Below are 20772 nucleotides of genomic sequence, written 5' to 3'. Positions count from 1 at the left end.
TTCAGAATAATATTCATAAAAAAAAGGAGCGAATGCTCCTTTTTTTTATGAATATTATTTATTTTTTCTCTTCAACATAAAGACTAAACTCTTTAAATAATTCTAATAACTGCATCGTTGCAGTTACTAAATCGTTCGTCTCTAATAATAATCCAAAATACAATTTACTGTTTTTCGGGCTATTCTCTATCGTTCTAATTCTTGTTATTTGTTTTTGAATTAAATCGGAAGTTGTTTCTAGAACCTTACTTCTTTCTGACAATGCTTTGTCCAAATTACTGAAATCTTTAGCATTAAAAATATTCTCTATATCTTTAAACAATCCTATTATCTCTAATTCAATTGTTTTCAGATCTTTAATTTGATTAAACTTTAATTGCTTGTGATTATTATTAATATGAGAATAACTACTTTGTGAAATATAGCTAATAGACTGAACAATATCTTGTAAATACCCTAATGTTAGTATATAAAATTTACTTGCTTCAACCGAAGTTTCATCTAAATTTTTAATAAAATAATATACATTACTTTTAAGTTCATCAACTTGTTTTTCTAGTTTCTTAACTACTTTCTTATTCTCTTTCAGAGTTGGTAAGTCTTGCAAACTTAGTCCTGAAATAATCTCACTATAAATAGTATTTGTTTTTCCAACAATCTTTGCAATTTGATCTGAACTTTCATTAATTACCTCATGTATTGTTACGATATCTTCTCTATTTAAATCGTTTACAACCTCAGCTTCTTTAATTTTTTTCTTATGTGCTAAATTACTTCTGTAAAAGAACAATGCTACAATGATCATGAATGCAAAAAATGCAAAAACTTCTCCAATGTATAAAATATATGCGATTATACCAGAGACTAAAAACGCAGCAATTGCTGTAAAAAACCATCCTCCAATTACATTTAAAACACCAGCTATTCTATACACAGCACTTTCTCTATCCCATGCTCTATCGGCAAAAGATGATCCCATTGCTACCATGAAAGTTACATAGGTTGTAGATAAAGGCAATTTCAATGATGTACCAATAGAGATAAGTACAGCTGCTACTATCAAGTTAACAGAAGCTCTAACCATATCAAACATGGGTTGTTCACCTCTTTTTCCATTATATTCTGGCTGAACAAATTGATTATCTATTGACGACTGTATTCTTTTTGGTAATATAAAATTAATTCCTTTACCTAAATACATAGCCCCTCTAACAATATACCTTGACAAGGTATTCGAATTATATTTTTCTGAACCTTCTCCTTGTCTAGACAGATTTTGCTCTGTTTCAATTACATTTCTGGCTTTCTTAGATGTCCAAAGTGTATAAACCATAATACCACCGGCTAATGCTAAAAATATAAATGGAGCAGGAATATTTTCACCTTCCAAGCCAGACATCATAAACTCTTTTGCTCCTAAAGTTTGCCCAACTTCTGTAAACATTTCATAAGATTGGAAAGCTGCAATTGGCACACCTATAAAGTTCACTAAATCGTTTCCTGCAAAAGCTAATGCTAATCCAAAAGTTCCTACAATTATGATTAATTTAAATATATTAAACTTTATTACACTCATTATTATTTGAGAAGCAATTGTCCAAAAAATGAAACAATAACCAATAATTAATAATTGATTTCCTTTTATATAATCTTTTACATCACTTGAGATAAAAGTTACTGATTTCAATCCTTTAATTAGAATAAAAAATGAAATAGCTGTTAATGCAAATCCTCCGAAAATTGCTCCAAAAAAACGATATCTCTTCTCTATATGAAAAGTAAACATTAAACGAGAGATATATTGAACTAAAGCCCCTAATGCAAAAGAAAGTGCAACTGAAAGTAATATACTGTAGATAATTTCTGAAGCCTTTTTCGTATTTATATACCCTCCCAAAGAACTAAAATCTCCATCAATTGCATAAATTTTCATAATTGCTATAAAAACTGAAGCTCCTAGCAAAGAGAAAATAATAGAAACAGTTGTAGATGTAGGCAAACCAAGCGTATTAAAAATATCCAACAGCAAAACATCAGTAATCATTACAGCAAGGAAAATCATTATAACATCGTTAAAACTAAACATCCTTGGAGTAAAAATTCCACTACGAGCCACTTCCATCATTCCATTAGAATATAATGCACCCACCGCAACACCAACACTTGCAACTATCATGATAGTTTTAAAAGAAACCGCTTTTGAACCTATTGCAGAATTCAAAAAGTTAACCGCATCATTACTTACTCCAACCATTAAATCTATAATGGCTAAAATAGCTAATGCAACTAGCATAATAACATAAACTTGTTCCATAATTGTTTTGAATTAAAATCCGGCAAATGTTAAACAAAAGTTTCATTTATATGTTAAGCTAGTGTTAAGTTATTTATTATTACATATGATTTCTTTTCACAAAAGAAAAGAGTCACGTTAAAAACGCAACTCTTTTATTATCAAACATTTAAAATAAGAATAAATTACTTATTTTTCACATATTCGTTAAACTCCTTGAACAACTCTAAAAGATTCATTGTAGCTTTAACTAAATCATTTGTCTCTAATAATAATCCAAAATATAACTTGCTGTTTTTCGGACTATTTTCATTTGTTCTTATTCTTGTGATCTGTTTCTGAATTAAATCTGAAGCAGTATCTAAAACCTTACCTCTCTCTGATAATGCTCTATCTATATTATCGAAGTTTTTATCATTAAAAACATCCTCAATATCTTTAAACAATTCTAATATTTCTAATTCAATTGTTTTTAGATCTCTAATCTGATTGAATTTTAATTGCTTATGATTATTATTTATATGTGAATGACTACTTTGAGAGATGTAGCTTATTGACTGAACAATATCTTGAAGATAACCTAATGCTAAAATATAGAACTTACTTGCTTCAACAGAAGTTTCATCTAAGTTTTTGATAAAGTAATAAACATTACTCTTCAATTCATCAACTTGCTTTTCTAATTTCTTAACTGCTTTCTTGTTATCTTTTAAAGATGGTAAATCTTGAATACTCAATCCAGCTATAATACTACTATAAATTTTATTAGTTCTTCCAACAATCTTAGAAATTTGATCTGAACTTTCATTGATTACTTCATGAATACTAACAATATCTTCTCTATTTAATTTTTTAATTTCCTCTTTTTCACTCATCTTAGCTTTATGCACCTGATTACTTCTATAGAATAAAACAGCTACTAAAATCATTAAACCGAAAAAAGCATAAACTTCACCAATATATAATAGGTATGCTACAATTCCTGATGCTATAAATGCTGCAATTGCAGTAAAAAACCATCCACCAATAACATTTAAAACTCCTGCAATTCTATAGACAGCACTTTCTCTATCCCAAGCTCTATCTGCAAAAGAAGTTCCCATTGCAACCATAAAAGTAACATAGGTTGTAGATAAAGGCAATTTCATAGAAGTTGCAATTGATATCAACACAGCAGCAACTACCAAGTTAACACAAGCTCTAACCATATCGAACATTGGTTGTTCACTTCTTTTTCCTTTATATTCTATTGCAGAGAACCTTCCATCAATTGAAGCTTGAACTGTTTTTGGTATAACAAGACTAAAACCATTACTTAAAAACACAGAACCTCTAACGATTGCTCTTGAAATAATGTTTGAAGAATATTTTTCAGAACCATCTCCTTGACGAGATAAGTTTTGTTCCGTTTCTAAAACATTCATCGACTTTTTAGAAAGCCAAAGCGTAATAACCATTACTCCACCTGCAATTATTAACAATAAAGTTGGTGTATCTACTTTTTCTGCTAAAACACTCATTGCAAATCCATTCGCAGGAGCTCCTGAAGCTACCCAAGCTTCGTAAGATTGCCAAGCTGCAATTGGCACACCAATAAAATTAACCAAATCATTTCCTGCAAAAGCAAGTGCTAAAGCAAAAGTACCTACAATAATTATTAACTTATATATATTTCTTTTTAATGCTTGAATATATACATATGAAAACAAAGTCCAGAAAACAATACTAATTAAAAGAACAACTGCTGTTCTATCTTTAATTAATGGTTTAATACTACTATAAAAATCAGTCCCTTTTAATCCTTTAATTATAATGAAATATGAAATAAAAGCTAGAGCAATTCCTCCAAAAACAGCTCCTACCCATTTCGCTTTTTTCTCATAATTGAAAGTAAGTAATAATCTAGAAAGATACTGAACTATCGCACCAACTGTAAATGATATTACAACCGACAATAAGATTCCAACAATAATATCAGTTGCCTTTTGTGTATTGATATATTTCCCAATAATAGATAATGAATCGTTGTTATTCATTATTTTTATTACCGAAATAACAACAGCTGCACCCAACAACTCGAAAACTACAGAAACTGTTGTTGAAGTTGGCATACCTAATGTATTAAAGAAATCGAGCAATAAGATATCTGTTATCATTACCGCCATGAAAATTATCATGATTTCATTAAAATAAAACTCCCCAGGCATAAAAATACCTTTCCTAGCCACTTCCATCATTCCACTAGAAAACACTGCACCAACTGCAATACCAATACTCGCAACAATAAGTATTGTCTTGAGAGAAACCGCTTTTGATCCTATTGCGGAATTTAAAAAATTTACTGCATCATTACTAACTCCAACAGCCAAATCAATAACTGCCAGAATCCCTAATGCTATTAGCATAATCACATAAATCTGTTCCATTCTTTTTTTAATTTTAAAACGCTACAAAGTTGCTATTTTACAACCGTTCCAACGTTAATTTAATGTTATGAATTATAATTTTAGAAGTGTAAATCAAATTGAAGCCTCCACATTACTTCATCATTTCCAATTTCCGAAGACAGGTAACTAACATCTGTTTGTATTTTTAATTTATGCCCAACTACATATTTGGACAAACCTAATGTAACTTGCTTTTCAAAGCCCTTGGCTGTTACATCTTTATCAAATTTTATATTTGTATATCTTGCGGCTACTTCATAATTACTTTTAAACAAGTAACCTGACTGTAAATTATACGCTCTTCCCTCGTCAACAATTGCTCCAGTTAAAGTTCCATCGCTATTTTTAGCAAAAGGATTAGATGCATCTCTAAGCGCATATTCTCCCATAAAAGAAAAACCTTTGTATTTAAACATTGCGTCTGCAAAAAGGGTTTTAATATTAGTTTTATAAAAACCAATATCATTAATCATATATGTACCCGAATTACTTCTTGTTCTTACAGCATTATTATTAAAATCATATGTACTAGCAAGCATTAATTTTGGTTTTGGTTCTCTATATATATCTCCACCTAAATAATCTCCCGCTTTTTCAAATTCTCCAAAAGGGAGCAACTCGATTCTTGCAGTATATTGATGACCTCCAAGGTTACCTGTTGTAATATTTCTTCCTTCTCCTTGAGAAATTGCTATTTTTTCTCTAATTGTAAACTCATCCCCTAATACAAAATGATGCCTTAATTGCACCCCCATATCACGATCTATATTAAAATAGCTATTCAACAAAGACCTATCTACTAATTGCAAATTTCCAGATGAAATTACACGCTCAATATTTCCAGGCAATTTAGTTTGACCTACCCACAAAGCAAAATTCCCGTAAAAGTTCCACATTACAACAGCATCAAATATATATCTTGGTGTATTCCCAGTATATTGAGAACCTCCAGAAACATCTCTATTAGATAATCCTAATTCAAATTTATATTTTAATTTTGGAGAGTAAGCAAAACCGTCAAATTTTAATCGAGCCCTTCTAACTAAGAAATCTTGGGTTGGATTAATTAGTTTATTGTTTGATGCTTCCCAACTAGAATTAGACAAAAATTGCATTCTAGCTGCAAATTTCATACTCCAAGTACTGTCAGCACCAACGATATTAAATATTCCTTTACCAAATTTTGAAGCTTTTATTGTCCCTTCTTGGGAAAATAAAAAAGTAGAGAACAATAGTGAAGCCACTATCGCTCTTTTTGTAGTAATCATTGTGTAGTTGTATTTAGTTTTTGTCGCTGCAAATAAACTACTTATATGTTAATTTAAAGTTAACTAACCTTCAAGATAAGATTAAAAAAAACTGCCTGGCCAAGGCAGCTTAATTCAAGAACTTCTGTTGACAAAAACTAAATTACATGAATTACATTTTAAATGCATTGCAAATATCCTAACAAATGATTAAGTAAAAGTAAAGGCCATGTTATAAAATTGTTATAAAAACTCCCGAGAACAGTAGATTCTTTCGTTTCATTTTATTGCTTTTTGCTTTTTTTTGATTAACTTTATGTATTATTTTTATTTTAAACACTCAAAAACAAACAATTATGGCAGTATTAAAAGTTATCGAAGTTTTATCAAGTTCTGAAAAAAGTTGGGAAGATGCAACTAGAAAGGCAGTAACCCACGCTTCAAAATCCTTAAAAAATATCCGTTCTGTTTATGTTCAAGATCAAAGTGCAGCAGTTAAAAACAATGAAGTAACTGAATTTAGGGTTAATTTAAAGATTACTTTTGAAATTGAATAACAATTCGGTTTTACCTCAAACTATATTAAAGCGTTCTAAAAAGAACGTTTTTTTGTTTTACCACCATATATAACTTGAATTTATTTGACATAAAAATTTCAAGCCATATCTTTGCAAACACAAATTATCTTAAAAAAAACACAAAATGACAAGTGAAAAAATTCAAGAATATTCAATTATCTTAAAAAACATTATTATTGAATACTCTCCAAAAGTAATTACTGCAATAATTATTCTATTTGTTGGATTATGGATTACAAGCATTACTACCAAAACATTAAAGCGTATTTTAATTAAACGAGAAGTTGATATTACCCTTTCAAATTTTATTGGGAATTTTATTTTCTGGACACTAAGAATCCTTGTTTTTATAACCGTAATATCTAATTTAGGTGTTCCAACATCTTCTTTTGTTGCTATTCTTGGAGCAGCTGGTTTAGCCGTTGGTTTAGCATTACAAGGTTCGCTATCTAATTTTGCAGGAGGAATATTAATAATCCTTTTTAAACCTTTCAAACTAGACGACGTGATTGAAGCACAAGGTGAAATTGGATCGGTTAAAGAAATTCAAATTTTCAACACTAAATTACTAACAGGAAACAATCAAACTATTTATATTCCAAATGGAGCTTTATCTAATGGTGTTATTAAGAATTATACTCAAGAAGGTACTAGAAGAGTAGACTTAATGATTGGAGTAGACTATAATTCTGATTTAAAACAGGTTAAAGATGTAATCTTAGAGGTTTTAAACAACAATCCTTTAGTCTTAAAAGAACCCGCACCTAGTGTCTTAGTTTGGGAATTAGCGGATAGTTCTATTAACTTAGCTGTTAGACCTTGGACAAATTCTGAAAATTATTTTGCAGTTCATAGTGAAACCTTAGAAAACTGTAAAACTGCATTTGATGCTGTTGGTATTGAAATTCCTTACCCACATCAAGTTGAAATACAAAAAAAATAAATTATTTTGTTTACCATTAAGAAATTGAATTATGTAAAATCTCAACACATTTCACTCAATTTCTTAATGATTTTAAAAGCTATCTATTTAATACAAAATCTTTCAAATAATAAGGTTCAAAATAAGCGACATCAACAAAGTCGCTTTTTTTGTACTTTTCATACGACAAAAAGCTCATTTCATTAGCTGATGGAAAAACCACTTCGTCATGATACACAAATTTATCATTTGTTAATACTTCTTTAAATTTCATAATTCCATCACCTACTAAATGAATAGCTGTTTTTATCTCTTCATAAGAGGCTTCATTAATCACTTCAGCTTCCGTTTTTCTTATTTTATTATAGTCTTTATCAAAAAGAGAAGTATAAGCCTCCATTCTTCTTGCATCAATCATTGGAATAATCACACCTTCCTCAATAGAAATTCTTCTCGCTAAAAGCTCTAAAGTATCAATCGCTATTAATGGCAAACCTAAAGCATAACACAAACCTTTTGCAGATGAAACACCTATTCGCAAACCTGTGTAGGAACCCGGTCCTTGACTTACTGCTACAGCTTTCAGATCTTTAAAAGTTAGATTTGTTTCGTTTAGAATTTCTTCAATAAAAACATGTAGTTTTTCTGCATGTGAAAAATTAGCTTCGGCAATTTCTTTACATAAAATTGTTTTCCCCTCTTTAGCAATGGAAACCGAACAGTTTTTTGTTGCAGTTTCTATATTTAGTAGTATTGACATTTCATTTCTTATAAGTATGCAAAAATACAATGTTTTAAAACTTAATCACAAAAAAAAGACACGAATACAATTCGTGTCTTTTTAAAAAAATTAACTCAATAAAATAACTCTCTTATTTTTTCTTCTTGTCTTTTTTATCTTCTTCCGATTCTATTTTAACTTTATCGTTTGAAACTAATTCTTTTGAAACCATCAAATACGGTCCCGTAATAATTTCTTCTCCAGGCTTTAAACCTGATATAATTTCAATATTAGAATCATCTTGAATTCCAGTTTTAACCACTCTTAATTTTGCTTTGTCTCCAACTTTTACAAAAACACATTCAAATTTTTGATCTGGCTTATAAGTTCCTTTGTTTTGTTGATCTTCTTTCTCTAGTTCTGCAACTATATCTTTTTTAACCGAAGTTGTATCTTCTTTTATTACAACAGCACTAATTGGAACACCGATTACTTTGTCTTTCTTTGTAGTAATAATATCTACAGTCGCTGTCATTCCTGGGCGAAATGGAGAATAATTAGCTGGTTTTCCTTTTAATAAATCTTCATAAGATTCTTTTAAAATTCTTACTTTCACCTTAAAGTTTGTTACTTGATCTGCTGTTAATGCAGAACTTGCCGAATTCGAAATACTCGTTACAATTCCTTTAAATTCTTTTTTCAAATAAGCATCTACTTCAATTTTTGCAGAATCCCCAACAGTAACTTTTACAATATCATTCTCATTCACATCTACTTCAACTTCCATATTGTTTAAGTTGGCAACTCTCAATATTTCTGTTCCAGCCATTTGTTGTGTTCCTAAAACTCTTTCTCCAAGCTCTACTGAAAGTAAAGAAATTGTTCCGTCTGCTGGTGCATAAATAGTTGTTCTACCTAAATTATCTCTAGCTTCTGTTAAAGTAGCCGAAGCACTTTGAACATTAAAATAGGCCGACTCTTTACTTGCAACTGCAACTTCATAACTAGAAACCGCTTTGTCCCACTCTGCTTTTGAAATTACTCCTTTATCAAAAAGTTTTTTGTTTCTATCATAATTCCCTTTTGCTTCTTTTACTTGAGCTTCTGCTTGACTTAAGCCTGCTTTTGTAGTTGACAAAGATGCTGCAGTTCTATTTACTCCAGAAACATAAATATCTGGATTTATTTTAACTAACAAATCTCCTTTTTTCACTTGTTGTCCTTCCTTTATTGGCAATTGGATGATTTCTCCTGACACTTCCGAAGAAATCTTAACTTCTACTTCAGGTTGAATTTTCCCTGTTGCAGAAACTGTCTCCACAATAGTCATTTGACTTACCTTTTCTGCTTCAACTTTTTTGCTATCATCATTATTCCCTACTACTCCTGCTTTTTTCAAAGCAAATAATGTTATAATTACTCCGATTACAACTGCTAATAATATATATATCGACTTTTTTGACATGGCCTATTGATTTTGAATTAATGGTATTCCGAAATAAAACTCTAAAATTTTTGTTCTAAAAATGTAATCATATTTGGTTCTTAACACTTCCGATTGTGCATTTACAAGTAAGGTTTGCGCTTGATTGAAATCGAAAACATTCATTAAACCAACTTCATATCTATCTTTTGCATATTTGAATGATAATGTTCTTGCTTCTGCTGTACTTATTGCCGCATCATAACTTTCTTTTGCTGCTTTAGTATCGGTATAGGCTGTGAAAACATTTCGCTCTAAATCTAATTCTTCTTGGTCATAATTTAATTGTGCCCTTTCATATGAAACTTTTGCTCTCTGTACATTATTTCGAGCGGCAAAGCCATTAAAAATTGGAATATTCAATTGCAATCCAAAATTCTGACCTTTGTTATTATCAAACTGATCAAATGTTGGAAGTGGTCCTGCTAAAATAGGAGTACCATCCGTTTGTAACCCTATTATTCTATCCGAATAAGAAGCTCTAGTACTAAAGCTATAGAAACCAGTCAATGTTGGCAAATATGCCCCCCTAGCTATCGAGATGTCTTTCTTTGAAATATCTAAATTAGTTTGAGCAATTTTAAGCTCTGTTCTACTTTCTTTTGCTTTAGCAATTATTGTTTTTACATCTTCAGACATAACTTGACTTTCAAAAACGTCTATATTTTCATCTGAAATATCGAAAGTTTGAAAATCTTCAATCCTTAACAACTGAGCCAAACTCAATCTCGAAATTAACAATGCATTTTGAGCGGCTATTAATCTTTGATTATCTCCTGCAACAGTCGCTTTAATATCTAACAAATCTCCTTGTGGAACTACACCTGCTTCAACTAACTCTTCAGATCGCTTTAATTGCGATTTATTATAGATTAGTTGTTGCTCTTGAACTTTTACATTTTCTTTATTAAAAAGAATTTGCAAATAAGCATTAGAAACATTTAGTGCAATATCTTCTTGCATTTTTACTAATTGATACTGAGAAGCAATCAAACTTAAATTCGCTTTACGCAATTGGTTTTGATTTTGCAATCCCTTAAAGATATCAATTCCAACATTAACACCTGCAGAAGTAAACTGCGTTGTCTGGTTTTCTAACAAACCAGTTGTAATGTTTTGATTCAAACCAATATTCCATGAATGAGAAGCCGAACCATTGATACTTGGTAAAAAATTACCTATTGCATCTTTTTTAGTAATCTGATTGTTTTTTAAATCTAATTCTGAAGATTTAACCGAAATGTTATTCTCTATAGCATAGTTTACACATTCTTGCAAAGTCCATTTTTTTTCTTGTGCAAAAATATTCACTCCAACAAATAAGAGAAATACGAGTATTCTTTTAGTTATCATTATCGATGATTTACAAATGAATTTTATTATAAGACCAAAAAAAGAGGTTTTTGTTACAGTAATCATTTAATATTTTATTTTTACATCAAAAATATTTTTAAAATGAAATATATTCTTTGTTTACTTTTTGCCATTTCTTTTTTATTATTATTCTTTTCTTGTGGTACAACAAAAAAAATAGAAGCCTTAAAACCAACATCTTTAGATGACAACCCTGTTGTTTTTAAAAACAAAACTTCATTTATCTCTTTACCAACTGAAATCTCCCTAAAAGATATTGAAACCATTTTAAATAAAAACATGAAAGGTTTAATATATGAGGATGACAACATTGAAGATGACAAAACAGAAATGAAAATTTGGAAAACATCCGCTATTCAATTGTCTGAAAAAAATGGCGAAATTATTTCGGAAATTCCATTGAAAATATGGGCAAAAGTAAAATACGGTACCGATTTTATGGGTTTAAATGATACTCGTGAGATTAATTTAAATGGTAAAATCACACTAAATAGCAAAGCGCATTTATACAATTGGAAATTAACCACCAAATCATCAATAAAAGATTTTGAATGGAGCGAGAGTCCGAATATTATTGTTGCTGGTAAAAAAATTCCAATCACTTATATTATTAATCCGACAGTTTCCCTTTTTAAGAAAAAAATTGCTAAAATGATAGACGATGCTATCGACACTTCTTGCGATTTCAAACCCATGGTTCTTGAAACTATGGAAAAGATAAGCACTCCTTTTTTAACTAACGATGACTATGAGGCTTGGTTCAAACTTACCCCAATAGAATTATATGTTACTGAAGCTGTATTAAAAAATAACAAAATTAAAATGGAAATGGGTTTAAAGTGCAACATGCAAACCATGATTGGAAAAGAGCCTAAGAACACTTTTGATAAGAACAACCTTGTCTTAAAACCAGTTGGCAAAATTCCAAACCAATTCACAGTTGCTGTTGCTGCAATTTCTACCTATGAAAGTGCTTCAAAAGTAATCACAAAAAACTTTCAAGGACAAGAATTTGGCTCTGGTAGTAAAAAAGTAACCGTTCAAAAAGTTGATATTTGGCAAAATGATAATAAACTTATTATTGCTCTTGATCTATTAGGAACCATAAATGGAACAATCTATCTTTCTGGAATTCCACAATTCAATCCCGAAAACAAAGAAATATATTTTGAACAATTAGATTATATTTTAAATACCAAAAGCGTTTTGTTAAAATCTGCAAACTGGTTAGCACAAGGAACTATTTTAAGAAAGATTCAGAAAAACTGTCGCTATTCGATTCAGGAAAATTTAAATGAAGGAAAAGTGAATATGGAAAAATATTTACATAATTACTCACCAATGAAAGGAGTTACAATAAATGGCTCTATGAGTGATTTTGAATTTGAAAAAGTAGAATTAACAGATAAAGCTATCATTGCATTTATTACTACTGGCGGACAAATGAAAATTAACATTGACGGCATGGAATAGAATCATAGTTATAAATAGAAGAAGCCCAATTTTAATATTAAAAATTGGGCTTCTTCTATTTATAGTAAAGGAATATTTACTTTTCTTCTTTCTTTTTCGCAAACTTAATTCGATAAATAGCATAAGCTGCAGCAGCAACTAACACATAAGGGATTACCATTAAATACACAATTCCGTCATTAATTGCTTGAGCTTGAACTCCTCCTTCTTCACTTTCTAAAGCAGCTCTACACATAGCACATTGAGAATGAGAAAAAAGAACATAGAAAAAAGAACACAAAAAGAAAAGCACTCTTTTATTCTTAAAAATTCTATTCTCTATTCTCAAGACTCTGTTTTCAAGACTCTGTTCTATTTTATTTTCGTTATTTAACATAATACGGCGAAATCATTAAATAAACAATCACTCCTGTAATAGCAACATATAACCAAATTGGAAACGTAATTTTAGCTATTTTTTTATGTTTATCAAATCTTTGTGCTAATGCTTTCACATAAGTAATCAAGACTAATGGTATAATTGCAATTGACAAAATGATATGTGAGATTAAAATAACATAATATAAAGGTTTATAATCTCCTAAATATGAAGTTGACTCAGACGACATATGATAAGCAACATACATTAACAAAAAAGCAATTGAACATGCAATCGCACTCTTCATTAAGTTTTCATGCAGCTTTCTTTTTCCGTTTTTAATAGCAAGAACCCCAACAACTAAAAGAATAGCTGTAATCCCGTTAATTGTAGCGTAAATAGGCGGTAAAAAAGCAAAAGGTTCTACATCTAATCCTAAGCGTTTAAAACTAACACCAAAAAGTGCTGCTACTGCCAAAGGAATTACTATAGACAAAATAGTGATTAACTTATTGTACTTTGTTTCAATATTATTTTCCATCTTACTCTTCTAATAATTTTTTGATATCTTCTTTTATTGCTTGAACACCTTCTTCTTCTAATCCATCATAATACAAAATAGGATTTTCGAATGCATCTTTTCTACATCTAATATTCCCCTCTTTATCTACTAAAGCAAACATTCCAGAATGTTCAAAACCACCCGATACATTCTTGTTCTCTCCAGCATACATGTTAAAACCTTTTTTGGCTAAGTCAAAAATATACGTTTTATCTCCTGTTAACATATGCCAATTATAATGCTTCACACCCAACTCTTCAGCATGCTTTTTTAAAACTTCTGAAGTATCATGCTCAGGATTTATTGTTATAGAAGCAATTCCAAACTTCGGATTTCCATAGAATTCATCTTGCAACAACAACATGTTTTCATTCATCTTTGGACAAATTGTTGGACATGTAGAAAAGAAAAACTCTACTACATACACTTTACCTAAATAGTCTTTGTCTGAAATTTTTTTATTATTTTGATCAGTTAATTCAAAAGCAGGAACTTTCCCAATTAAATGCAAATCTGATTTTTTAAATTTTGTAATAATTTTTGGAACTGACCAAATTCCAAATATCAAAATTATAAATGAAATTCCTATATATGATTTATTTTTCATTTTAAACTATTATTATTTACTTTTTGAAGTCTTTTCAACTTCTTTAGTAATTTTATCTCTAAATTCGTCTTTTCTATTATTCTTTTTTAGTGCTAAACGATATTCTCTAAGAATAATCTTTACATCATCCGTCATTTCATTATGAAGATCTGCTGCAGAGATAGTATTATAACTTTCTCTATACTCATCTTCACCTTTTTTATTCTTACCTTTTCTCCCTCTATGATTAATATTTTTATCCAAAATAATCACCGAAGGCGTTCCAAAATCATCTTCTAAGTTACTAACCAACTTAAAAGTTAAATAGTATTCTTGTATTTGTTCTGGTGTCGCGAAAATAAACTTCCAGCCTTTCATGTCTTCTGTAATACGATTCAACTCATACACATTTTCTTTTACTGCTTCTTCCGTTCCAAGTGGAGCAATCATTACAATTTGAAAATCTTTAAATCCAAAGTATTTATTATAAATCTTCTGATTCAGATTAAACATTCTAGCCTTAAATTCTGCTATATCATTTCCTGTAAACCCAAGAACCGTTATTTTGTCTTTCAATTTTACTTTTTCTCCAGATAACGAATTCCACTCTTGTGGAATTTCACTATTATTTTCAGATAACACTGGAAGAAACATTGAATTGTGTTTTGCAGATGCAAAAATTAAATAGGTGACTATAGGTAGAATAAACAGGATTATTAAAATAATTTTATTTTTCATCTACTATGTTTTTTAATTACATTTTATTTCATACAAAAGTAAAAAAAATCCCGCTAAAAGCGGGATTAAGTATATTTAAATATAGTGTTAAAATATCCATTTGAAATGTCCGTGTTTAAATACTTCAAATACATAATCCGCTTCTATTAAAACGATAAAACATAAATAAATAATTAAAAACACTAATGGTGCTACAATTGACCATCTTAAACTAGCTTTTTCACCTTCTAAGTGCATAAAAGCCCACATAATGTAATATGCTTTTACTAATGTTAGAATAATAAATATCCAGTTCAATATACTACTAGATAAAACATTTGTTTTAAAAAGCGCATCTGGCTTATAGATACCCAATATAACTTCGACCATTGTAATTAATGAAAGTAATCCAAAAACTACCCAGATTCTCTTTGTATTTGATTCGTGTGCGTGTGCCATATCTTTCTTTATTTATATAAATTATACTAAGTAGAAGAATGTGAATACGAATACCCAAACTAAATCTACAAAGTGCCAGTATAATCCAACTTTTTCAACCATTTCATAACTTCTTCTCTTCTCGTATGTACCTAAGATAACATTAAAGAAAATAATAATATTAATCAAAACTCCTGTAAAAACGTGGAATCCGTGGAAACCAGTAATAAAGAAGAAGAAATTAGCAAAAGTTTTATGTCCGTATTCGTTTCTAATTAAATTAGCTCCTTCTACAACATATTTGGCATCTTGGATTCTTGCTAAAGAAGCTTCTCTTGTAAGCACTTGCTTCTTTTTATCTACAATAACTTCTGATCTAATAAGTAAATTAGGATTTGCTTTGAAACCTTCAATTACTTCATTTACTGAGTATGATGGCAATGAAGCCTCATCCATAAACCAAAAACCTTTATCTCTTTGTAATTGTTCCCTTTCCTCTGGCAATACTTTAGCAAATGAATGCAATGCAACTCTTTCTCCCTTATTGTCAACGAATTGCAGAATTGAACCACCTGTAGTTTCAACAGCACCAAATTCTCCTTTGATAAAGTTTTTCCACTCCCAAGCTTGTGAACCTAAGAAAATAAAACCACCAATTATAGTTAAAAACATATAAAAGGCTACTTTCGATTTTTTCAATTGATGTCCTGCATCTACAGCTAATACCATAGTAACAGATGAAAATATCAAAATAAAAGTCATTAATGCCACGTAAATCATTGGCCAATCTTTACCATGTGCAAAAGGAAAGTGATTAAACACTTCATCTGCAATAGGCCAAGTTTCTATAAACTTAAACCTAGAAAACCCGTACGCTGCAAGGAATCCTGAGAATGTTAAAGCATCTGATAGTATAAAAAACCACATCATCATTTTACCATAGGTTACACCCATTGGTCCTGGTCCTCCATCTAGCAAAGCGTGATCGTCATTTGTAACTGTCGCTCCCATATAATTTAATTGTTAAAAAGTTCCCAAATTTATTACTTTTTTTCTATTTGAAAAAATAGAAAAATAAAAACAAATATACCCAAATAAAATCCATAAAATGCCAATACATCCCACTTAACTCTATACCAAGGGTTTGTGAGGCATTATATTTTTGTTTATAATGATTATAAATTACAACAAGTAATGAAATAAATCCTCCTAAGAGGTGAGCCATATGTACTAATACGACAATATATAAAAACGAAGTTGTAACATTGCTTTCACTTCCTGTGAAGAAATAACCATCATTTATTACTTGTTCGAATCCTTTGAATTGTAGAAAAACGAAAATAAATCCCAAAACTAAGGTTGTAACAAGCATAATCATTGTCAATTGACGATTATTCTTTTTCATTGCTTTTAATGCCACTATAAACGTAACACTACTTCCAATCATTACAAGTGTACTTAACAAAAAGGCTAATGGTAATTGAAAATCCGTTAACCAATCTGGTCTTGATTTACTAACTACGTAGGCACTTGTTAATCCTGCAAAAATCATCAATATACTTATCATTCCAAAAATCAATAACATTTTATATGTTTTCGACTTTTTGATATATTGTTCTTCAAATGTAATATCTGTTTCCATCTTATCTTAAAAATTTATCCAAAATAAACACAATTTGTAATAATGATATATAAGAAACACTTACTATCATTAGTTTTCTTGCTGCTTTCGCATCCATTTCTTTATACAGTTTAAATGCATAAATCAACATCCACAGTCCAAGAGCAACAACAATTACAGCAGAAATTTTTGTTAAAAAAAGTTTACCTGTATACCCAAAAGCAGGAATAACAGATGCTATAATCATCCAAATTGTATATAATATTATTTGTAATGCTGTTTTTTTATCTCTTTTACCTGTTGGTAACATAAAAAAACCAGCTTTTTTATAATCGTCATACAAGAACCAACCTATAGCCCAAAAATGCGGAAACTGCCAAAAGAATTGGATTATAAAAAGCGTTCCCGCTTCGATTCCAAAACTTCCTGTTGCAGCTACCCACCCTAACATATAAGGTATAGCACCTGGAAATGCTCCTACAAATACAGACAAAGGTGTCATTGTCTTTAAAGGAGTGTACAAACTTACATAAAGAAAGATAGAAATTGCACCAAACATTGCTGTTTTTGCGTTTACCGCATACAATATCCCTAATCCGAGTACCGTTAAAGCTACTCCTAATATAAATGCATTTTGTTTTGTAATTGTACCAGAAGGTAATGGACGGTTTTTAGTTCTATCCATTAACGCATCTAAATCTTTTTCTATAATTTGATTAAAAACGTTTGAAGCTCCAACCATACAATACCCACCAATTATCAACAACAAAAGTGTTAGCCAATTTTGACTATTCCATGACTCAACTCCTAACAGATAACCAGCAACTGTAGAAAAAACAACACTTATAGCCAATCTAGCTTTTGTAATAGCTACAAAACTTGAAAAGAGTGAAGGTTTAGAAATATTTTGATTTAAAGTATCCAAAATTAACAGATATCCTTGGGTTAATTGGGCGCAAAGATACAAATAAGATTTTTGATTTATAGCCTATTCAATCGAGAAATAACAAACAACTATTAATTAACCACTATTAATAATCGAAATACCAATTAAACAAATCTGCTCTTAAACCTACAGAAAGCCAAGTTGTATTTGATTTTATAGTATTAGCTGTTTGGATTTTAGGGTCGAAATTACGAAACAAAGCTGTCCCAAAAAGTTTCATATTTGAAGAAGGGTTTATAACGTATCCTAACTGCAACTGGGCAATCATAATGTTCACTTTATTTCCTTGAGCAACTGAAACACCAGTATCAAAAGGACGATTATCATCATAATTCAAATAAATATTACCTCCATAATTGAAGTTATCTGTCGCAGTATTTAAATCCAAACCTCTTTGCCCTAAAGTCACTTTAGCTTCGCCATAGTAACGCCCTTTGAAATAGCGAGCAATTCCAACTAACTCTTTAAAGTTACCTCCCCAAGCATGCCCCATACTTTGATTATTGTGACCGTAATTGGTTAATGGATTACTATGAGAGTACACATATGGCCTTACATGGTTGTACTCCATTTGAAGCATTAAATTTTTAATTTTAAATGCATCGTAATATTTCAATCCTATTTGATAGCCAAACTTATTTCTCCAACTCTTTTTTCCTGCTTTTACATCTCCAATTGCAAACTCATCTAACAGAAATTGACTATAAAAATTCAATTGATTGTTCCATTTATATTTTGCTGTTGCGCCTAAAACTGCATTTCCACTTTTCGATGACGATGAAAACTCTACAGCTCTATAAAAAATAATTGGATTCACGAAGTTTACATCGAAACCCCTATCGTTTGTATTTGACCAAACTACATTTTCAAACAAACCAATATTAAGTCTTTTTGAAACATTGTAACTCAAATAATGACTCGCCATGTACTTAGTCGCATAACTCCCTTCAGAAGTCACTTCAGGACGTACATCTTTCAACCACATATAAGTGTTTGTGTATTTTATTTTCCAAAAAGTGGTATTAATTTTAAAATAAGGATACGGACTTGTCGCATCACTTTGAAGTAAAGATCGATATCCATCACCAATAAAATTTCTTCCATAACCCAATTGCAAATCAATCATTTTACTTGGCTTATATTTTAAATTAGCTTCAGCTAACGGAAAATCATACGCATCTGTTCTAAATTGCTTTGCTATTCCAATACCTGGAATGATTGCTGGATTTCCGCCCGATGGCCGTATACTAGATGCATAATTATTATAATAGTCTGCAAAACGACCTTGGCTTTCATAAATTGATGAAGTAAACGTTAGGTTTTTACTCAAACCACCTTGCACGTGCAAACCTCTAGTATTTACAAATGTATTTGACAACTTACTATCTAGATCCTTTCCTCCTCTTAAATCAAGAATAGGATTCAAACTAAACCAATACCCTTCTCCTTGAATTGCAACCAAATTTTCATTCCAAAATTTCCTTCCCCACCAAGAGGTTTTTTCTTTTAAAACTTCATTTTGAGCTGCTTGAAAATCATAATATTTTGCGACCTCATTATAAGAGTAAGGCTTAGTTGCTGTATGATTATTACTCCCAACCTGATTCATTAGAGCTTCAAAATTATAATAATTCTGATGTGAGAATGCTATATTCAAATCGCTTGAGAAATTCGGATTTTTGAATTCCGTATACGCCTTAGACACAGCCTCAAATTCATCTAACTCTTTACTGTTATCAATTAATTTAGCATTTGTCTTATCTCTTTTACTTTCTAACAATTCCTCTTTATTCTTTAAAGACGGATCTTCTAAAGGAATAGCAATCCTTAATGTATATTTTGAATACGTTGGCTTTCCTGAATGTGTTGCTGGTTTTACTTTTGGCAATTTATCAAAAACACTCTTCGTTTCTTTCTTCAAACTTTCCGAGATTGCGTCTATATAGATAACCTTAAAAACACCCAAAGTATCAACCTCAAAAAGCGCAATTACTTCTCCTTTATAATCTTTATCTACAATCTCTTGTGGCATCACAAAATTATCATAAACAAACTGCTCTAAAGCAATATAAAAGCACCCTTCTAAGCCATTAGCCTCAACCTCATTACATTCATTAAAAACAGGAAATGTTTCTGATTTTTTTTGAGAATATCCAATGATACTTAAAAAAAACACTATAATCAAACTATACTTTTTCATGTGTGTGTGATTTATCTTTAGTTGTAAAACAGCATTAATAACCTGTTTTCGCTTCTTTACCGTTTGCAATTGCCTTAGCTGATGAAGTTCCGATTCTCTTTACACCTAAATTTATCATTTCGAGTGCTTCTTGATAATTTCTTACTCCTCCTGCAGCCTTTACAGGCAAAGGAAATGCATTTTCAATCATTAATTTTATAGTTTCTATTGTTGCACCATTTGGCAAACCATCTATTGTTTTATAAAAACCAGTAGAAGACTTAACAAATACATTTTCATAGTTATTCTCTTTAAAATTAGCTATTACACAGTTTTTTATTATAGCTGAAAGCTGTACAATTTGATGACTATCTAAAGCCGCAACTTCTATAATCCATTTCACAATTTTACCGTGCTCTAGTCCTAGCCTTGTACATTCTAAAATCTGATGTTTTACCTTATCGATTTCTCCATTCTTAAAAGCTTCATAATCTACAACAAAATCTAAATCATCAACTCCATTTTTTATGGCTTGTTTCGCTTCATTTATCTTATACTCTAAATCGTTATTTCCATTTGGAAAATCAATTACTGTTCCAATAGTAAGTTTCGAGTTTGCTCTAACTATCAATTCCTTCGCTAAAGAAACAAATTCCGGACGAATCATAATTAATTTAAAACCTTCGTCTATTGCTTCAAGAATATTGCTCTTAACAATTTCTAAATTTTCTTCACTAGAAATACCAGCTTGTTCAGCTGTTTTTAAATAAGTTGCATCTAGATATTGTTTCATTTTGTAATTTATTTTTAGAATGTGTGTAAAAATA

Annotated in this window: 19 protein-coding genes; 3 read left to right on the top strand and 16 right to left on the bottom strand. The window is 30.3% G+C overall.

The genetic code is table 11. The features are described 5' to 3' along the window. Positions 1-58: 58 nt before the first annotated feature. The 3 genes from L2Z92_RS08985 to L2Z92_RS08975 form a co-directional block, all read right to left on the bottom strand. Positions 59-2314, bottom strand: a complete 2256-nt coding sequence (locus L2Z92_RS08985) for an inorganic phosphate transporter (protein WP_236458486.1) — start codon at positions 2312-2314, stop codon at positions 59-61. Between the two features lie 164 nt (positions 2315-2478). Then, positions 2479-4719: an inorganic phosphate transporter gene (locus L2Z92_RS08980; protein ID WP_236458485.1), complete on the bottom strand. Its 2241-nt coding sequence runs from the start codon at positions 4717-4719 to the stop codon at positions 2479-2481. Positions 4720-4799: 80 nt separating this feature from the next. Next, entirely contained in the window at positions 4800-6008 is a 1209-nt protein-coding gene (locus tag L2Z92_RS08975) for a porin (protein ID WP_236458484.1), read from the bottom strand. A gap of 335 nt (positions 6009-6343) precedes the next feature. Between L2Z92_RS08975 and L2Z92_RS08970 the strand changes: the two genes are divergently transcribed. Together L2Z92_RS08970 and L2Z92_RS08965 are read left to right on the top strand one after the other, a co-directional pair. Then, a complete protein-coding gene (locus L2Z92_RS08970) occupies positions 6344-6544 on the top strand; it encodes a dodecin family protein (RefSeq protein ID WP_236458483.1) in 201 nt (66 codons plus the stop codon). A gap of 145 nt (positions 6545-6689) precedes the next feature. Beyond that, positions 6690-7508 (top strand): mechanosensitive ion channel family protein, encoded by an 819-nt coding sequence (locus L2Z92_RS08965; protein ID WP_236458482.1) that lies wholly within the window; start codon positions 6690-6692, stop codon positions 7506-7508. 79 nt (positions 7509-7587) lie between these two features. Here L2Z92_RS08965 and tsaB read toward each other — a convergent pair whose 3' ends face one another. From tsaB to L2Z92_RS08950, 3 genes are all read right to left on the bottom strand, one after another. Next, positions 7588-8247, bottom strand: a complete 660-nt coding sequence (gene tsaB / locus L2Z92_RS08960) for a tRNA (adenosine(37)-N6)-threonylcarbamoyltransferase complex dimerization subunit type 1 TsaB (RefSeq protein WP_236458481.1) — start codon at positions 8245-8247, stop codon at positions 7588-7590. 112 nt (positions 8248-8359) lie between these two features. Continuing rightward, the gene (locus L2Z92_RS08955) at positions 8360-9673 is read right to left on the bottom strand and encodes an efflux RND transporter periplasmic adaptor subunit (protein WP_236458480.1); all 1314 of its coding nucleotides are present in this window, start codon (positions 9671-9673) and stop codon (positions 8360-8362) included. Between the two features lie 3 nt (positions 9674-9676). Continuing rightward, positions 9677-11044: a TolC family protein gene (locus L2Z92_RS08950; protein ID WP_236458479.1), complete on the bottom strand. Its 1368-nt coding sequence runs from the start codon at positions 11042-11044 to the stop codon at positions 9677-9679. 102 nt (positions 11045-11146) lie between these two features. Between L2Z92_RS08950 and L2Z92_RS08945 the strand changes: the two genes are divergently transcribed. Further along, on the top strand, positions 11147-12538 hold the full coding sequence (locus tag L2Z92_RS08945) for a DUF4403 family protein (protein ID WP_236458478.1): 1392 nt from the start codon (positions 11147-11149) through the stop codon (positions 12536-12538). A 76-nt stretch (positions 12539-12614) separates the two neighbouring features. Here the strand turns inward: L2Z92_RS08945 and L2Z92_RS08940 are convergent, their stop codons facing one another. The 10 genes from L2Z92_RS08940 to deoC form a co-directional block, all read right to left on the bottom strand. Further along, positions 12615-12914 carry a hypothetical protein gene (locus L2Z92_RS08940; protein ID WP_236458477.1) on the bottom strand — a complete coding sequence of 100 codons (300 nt, stop codon included), beginning with the start codon at positions 12912-12914 and terminating at the stop codon, positions 12615-12617. Next, positions 12904-13437 carry a DUF420 domain-containing protein gene (locus L2Z92_RS08935; protein WP_236458476.1) on the bottom strand — a complete coding sequence of 178 codons (534 nt, stop codon included), beginning with the start codon at positions 13435-13437 and terminating at the stop codon, positions 12904-12906. The genes L2Z92_RS08940 and L2Z92_RS08935 overlap by 11 nt, the downstream gene beginning before the upstream one ends. 1 nt (position 13438) lies before the next feature. After that, entirely contained in the window at positions 13439-14065 is a 627-nt protein-coding gene (locus L2Z92_RS08930) for an SCO family protein (protein WP_236458475.1), read from the bottom strand. A 12-nt stretch (positions 14066-14077) separates the two neighbouring features. Continuing rightward, complete coding sequence (locus tag L2Z92_RS08925) at positions 14078-14782, bottom strand: hypothetical protein (protein ID WP_236458474.1); 705 nt, start codon at positions 14780-14782, stop codon at positions 14078-14080. 87 nt (positions 14783-14869) lie between these two features. Next, positions 14870-15220: a cytochrome C oxidase subunit IV family protein gene (locus tag L2Z92_RS08920; RefSeq protein WP_236458473.1), complete on the bottom strand. Its 351-nt coding sequence runs from the start codon at positions 15218-15220 to the stop codon at positions 14870-14872. Between the two features lie 21 nt (positions 15221-15241). Continuing rightward, a complete protein-coding gene (locus tag L2Z92_RS08915; protein WP_236458472.1) occupies positions 15242-16210 on the bottom strand; it encodes a cytochrome c oxidase subunit 3 in 969 nt (322 codons plus the stop codon). Positions 16211-16253: 43 nt separating this feature from the next. Further along, complete coding sequence (locus tag L2Z92_RS08910) at positions 16254-16841, bottom strand: cytochrome c oxidase subunit 3 (RefSeq protein ID WP_236458471.1); 588 nt, start codon at positions 16839-16841, stop codon at positions 16254-16256. A gap of 1 nt (position 16842) precedes the next feature. Further along, positions 16843-17745 carry a heme o synthase gene (gene cyoE / locus L2Z92_RS08905; protein ID WP_236458470.1) on the bottom strand — a complete coding sequence of 301 codons (903 nt, stop codon included), beginning with the start codon at positions 17743-17745 and terminating at the stop codon, positions 16843-16845. A gap of 106 nt (positions 17746-17851) precedes the next feature. Then, a complete protein-coding gene (locus L2Z92_RS08900; RefSeq protein WP_236458469.1) occupies positions 17852-19966 on the bottom strand; it encodes a gliding motility protein RemB in 2115 nt (704 codons plus the stop codon). Positions 19967-20000: 34 nt separating this feature from the next. Next, the gene (deoC, locus tag L2Z92_RS08895) at positions 20001-20738 is read right to left on the bottom strand and encodes a deoxyribose-phosphate aldolase (RefSeq protein WP_236458468.1); all 738 of its coding nucleotides are present in this window, start codon (positions 20736-20738) and stop codon (positions 20001-20003) included. Between the last annotated feature and the right edge of the window lie 34 nt (positions 20739-20772).

The sequence above is a fragment of the Flavobacterium jumunjinense genome (assembly GCF_021650975.2).
In the GTDB taxonomy this organism is placed as follows: domain Bacteria; phylum Bacteroidota; class Bacteroidia; order Flavobacteriales; family Flavobacteriaceae; genus Flavobacterium; species Flavobacterium jumunjinense.
Note: the sequence above shows the minus strand (reverse complement) of the source record. Positions and strands in the feature narration are given on the sequence as shown.

Excerpts from the sequence above, each read along its gene's own strand:
- tsaB (WP_236458481.1), bottom strand. The coding sequence starts at position 8,247 with ATGTCAATACTACTAAATATAGAAACTGCAACAAAAAACTGTTCGGTT.
- L2Z92_RS08975 (WP_236458484.1), bottom strand. The coding sequence starts at position 6,008 with ATGATTACTACAAAAAGAGCGATAGTGGCTTCACTATTGTTCTCTACT.
- L2Z92_RS08955 (WP_236458480.1), bottom strand. The coding sequence starts at position 9,673 with ATGTCAAAAAAGTCGATATATATATTATTAGCAGTTGTAATCGGAGTA.
- L2Z92_RS08935 (WP_236458476.1), bottom strand. The coding sequence starts at position 13,437 with ATGGAAAATAATATTGAAACAAAGTACAATAAGTTAATCACTATTTTG.
- L2Z92_RS08950 (WP_236458479.1), bottom strand. The coding sequence starts at position 11,044 with ATGATAACTAAAAGAATACTCGTATTTCTCTTATTTGTTGGAGTGAAT.
- L2Z92_RS08985 (WP_236458486.1), bottom strand. The coding sequence starts at position 2,314 with ATGGAACAAGTTTATGTTATTATGCTAGTTGCATTAGCTATTTTAGCC.
- L2Z92_RS08940 (WP_236458477.1), bottom strand. The coding sequence starts at position 12,914 with ATGTTAAATAACGAAAATAAAATAGAACAGAGTCTTGAAAACAGAGTC.
- L2Z92_RS08930 (WP_236458475.1), bottom strand. The coding sequence starts at position 14,065 with ATGAAAAATAAATCATATATAGGAATTTCATTTATAATTTTGATATTT.
- L2Z92_RS08910 (WP_236458471.1), bottom strand. The coding sequence starts at position 16,841 with ATGGAAACAGATATTACATTTGAAGAACAATATATCAAAAAGTCGAAA.
- L2Z92_RS08970 (WP_236458483.1), top strand. The coding sequence starts at position 6,344 with ATGGCAGTATTAAAAGTTATCGAAGTTTTATCAAGTTCTGAAAAAAGT.
- L2Z92_RS08925 (WP_236458474.1), bottom strand. The coding sequence starts at position 14,782 with ATGAAAAATAAAATTATTTTAATAATCCTGTTTATTCTACCTATAGTC.
- L2Z92_RS08965 (WP_236458482.1), top strand. The coding sequence starts at position 6,690 with ATGACAAGTGAAAAAATTCAAGAATATTCAATTATCTTAAAAAACATT.
- L2Z92_RS08920 (WP_236458473.1), bottom strand. The coding sequence starts at position 15,220 with ATGGCACACGCACACGAATCAAATACAAAGAGAATCTGGGTAGTTTTT.
- L2Z92_RS08900 (WP_236458469.1), bottom strand. The coding sequence starts at position 19,966 with ATGAAAAAGTATAGTTTGATTATAGTGTTTTTTTTAAGTATCATTGGA.
- L2Z92_RS08980 (WP_236458485.1), bottom strand. The coding sequence starts at position 4,719 with ATGGAACAGATTTATGTGATTATGCTAATAGCATTAGGGATTCTGGCA.
- deoC (WP_236458468.1), bottom strand. The coding sequence starts at position 20,738 with ATGAAACAATATCTAGATGCAACTTATTTAAAAACAGCTGAACAAGCT.
- L2Z92_RS08945 (WP_236458478.1), top strand. The coding sequence starts at position 11,147 with ATGAAATATATTCTTTGTTTACTTTTTGCCATTTCTTTTTTATTATTA.
- L2Z92_RS08915 (WP_236458472.1), bottom strand. The coding sequence starts at position 16,210 with ATGGGAGCGACAGTTACAAATGACGATCACGCTTTGCTAGATGGAGGA.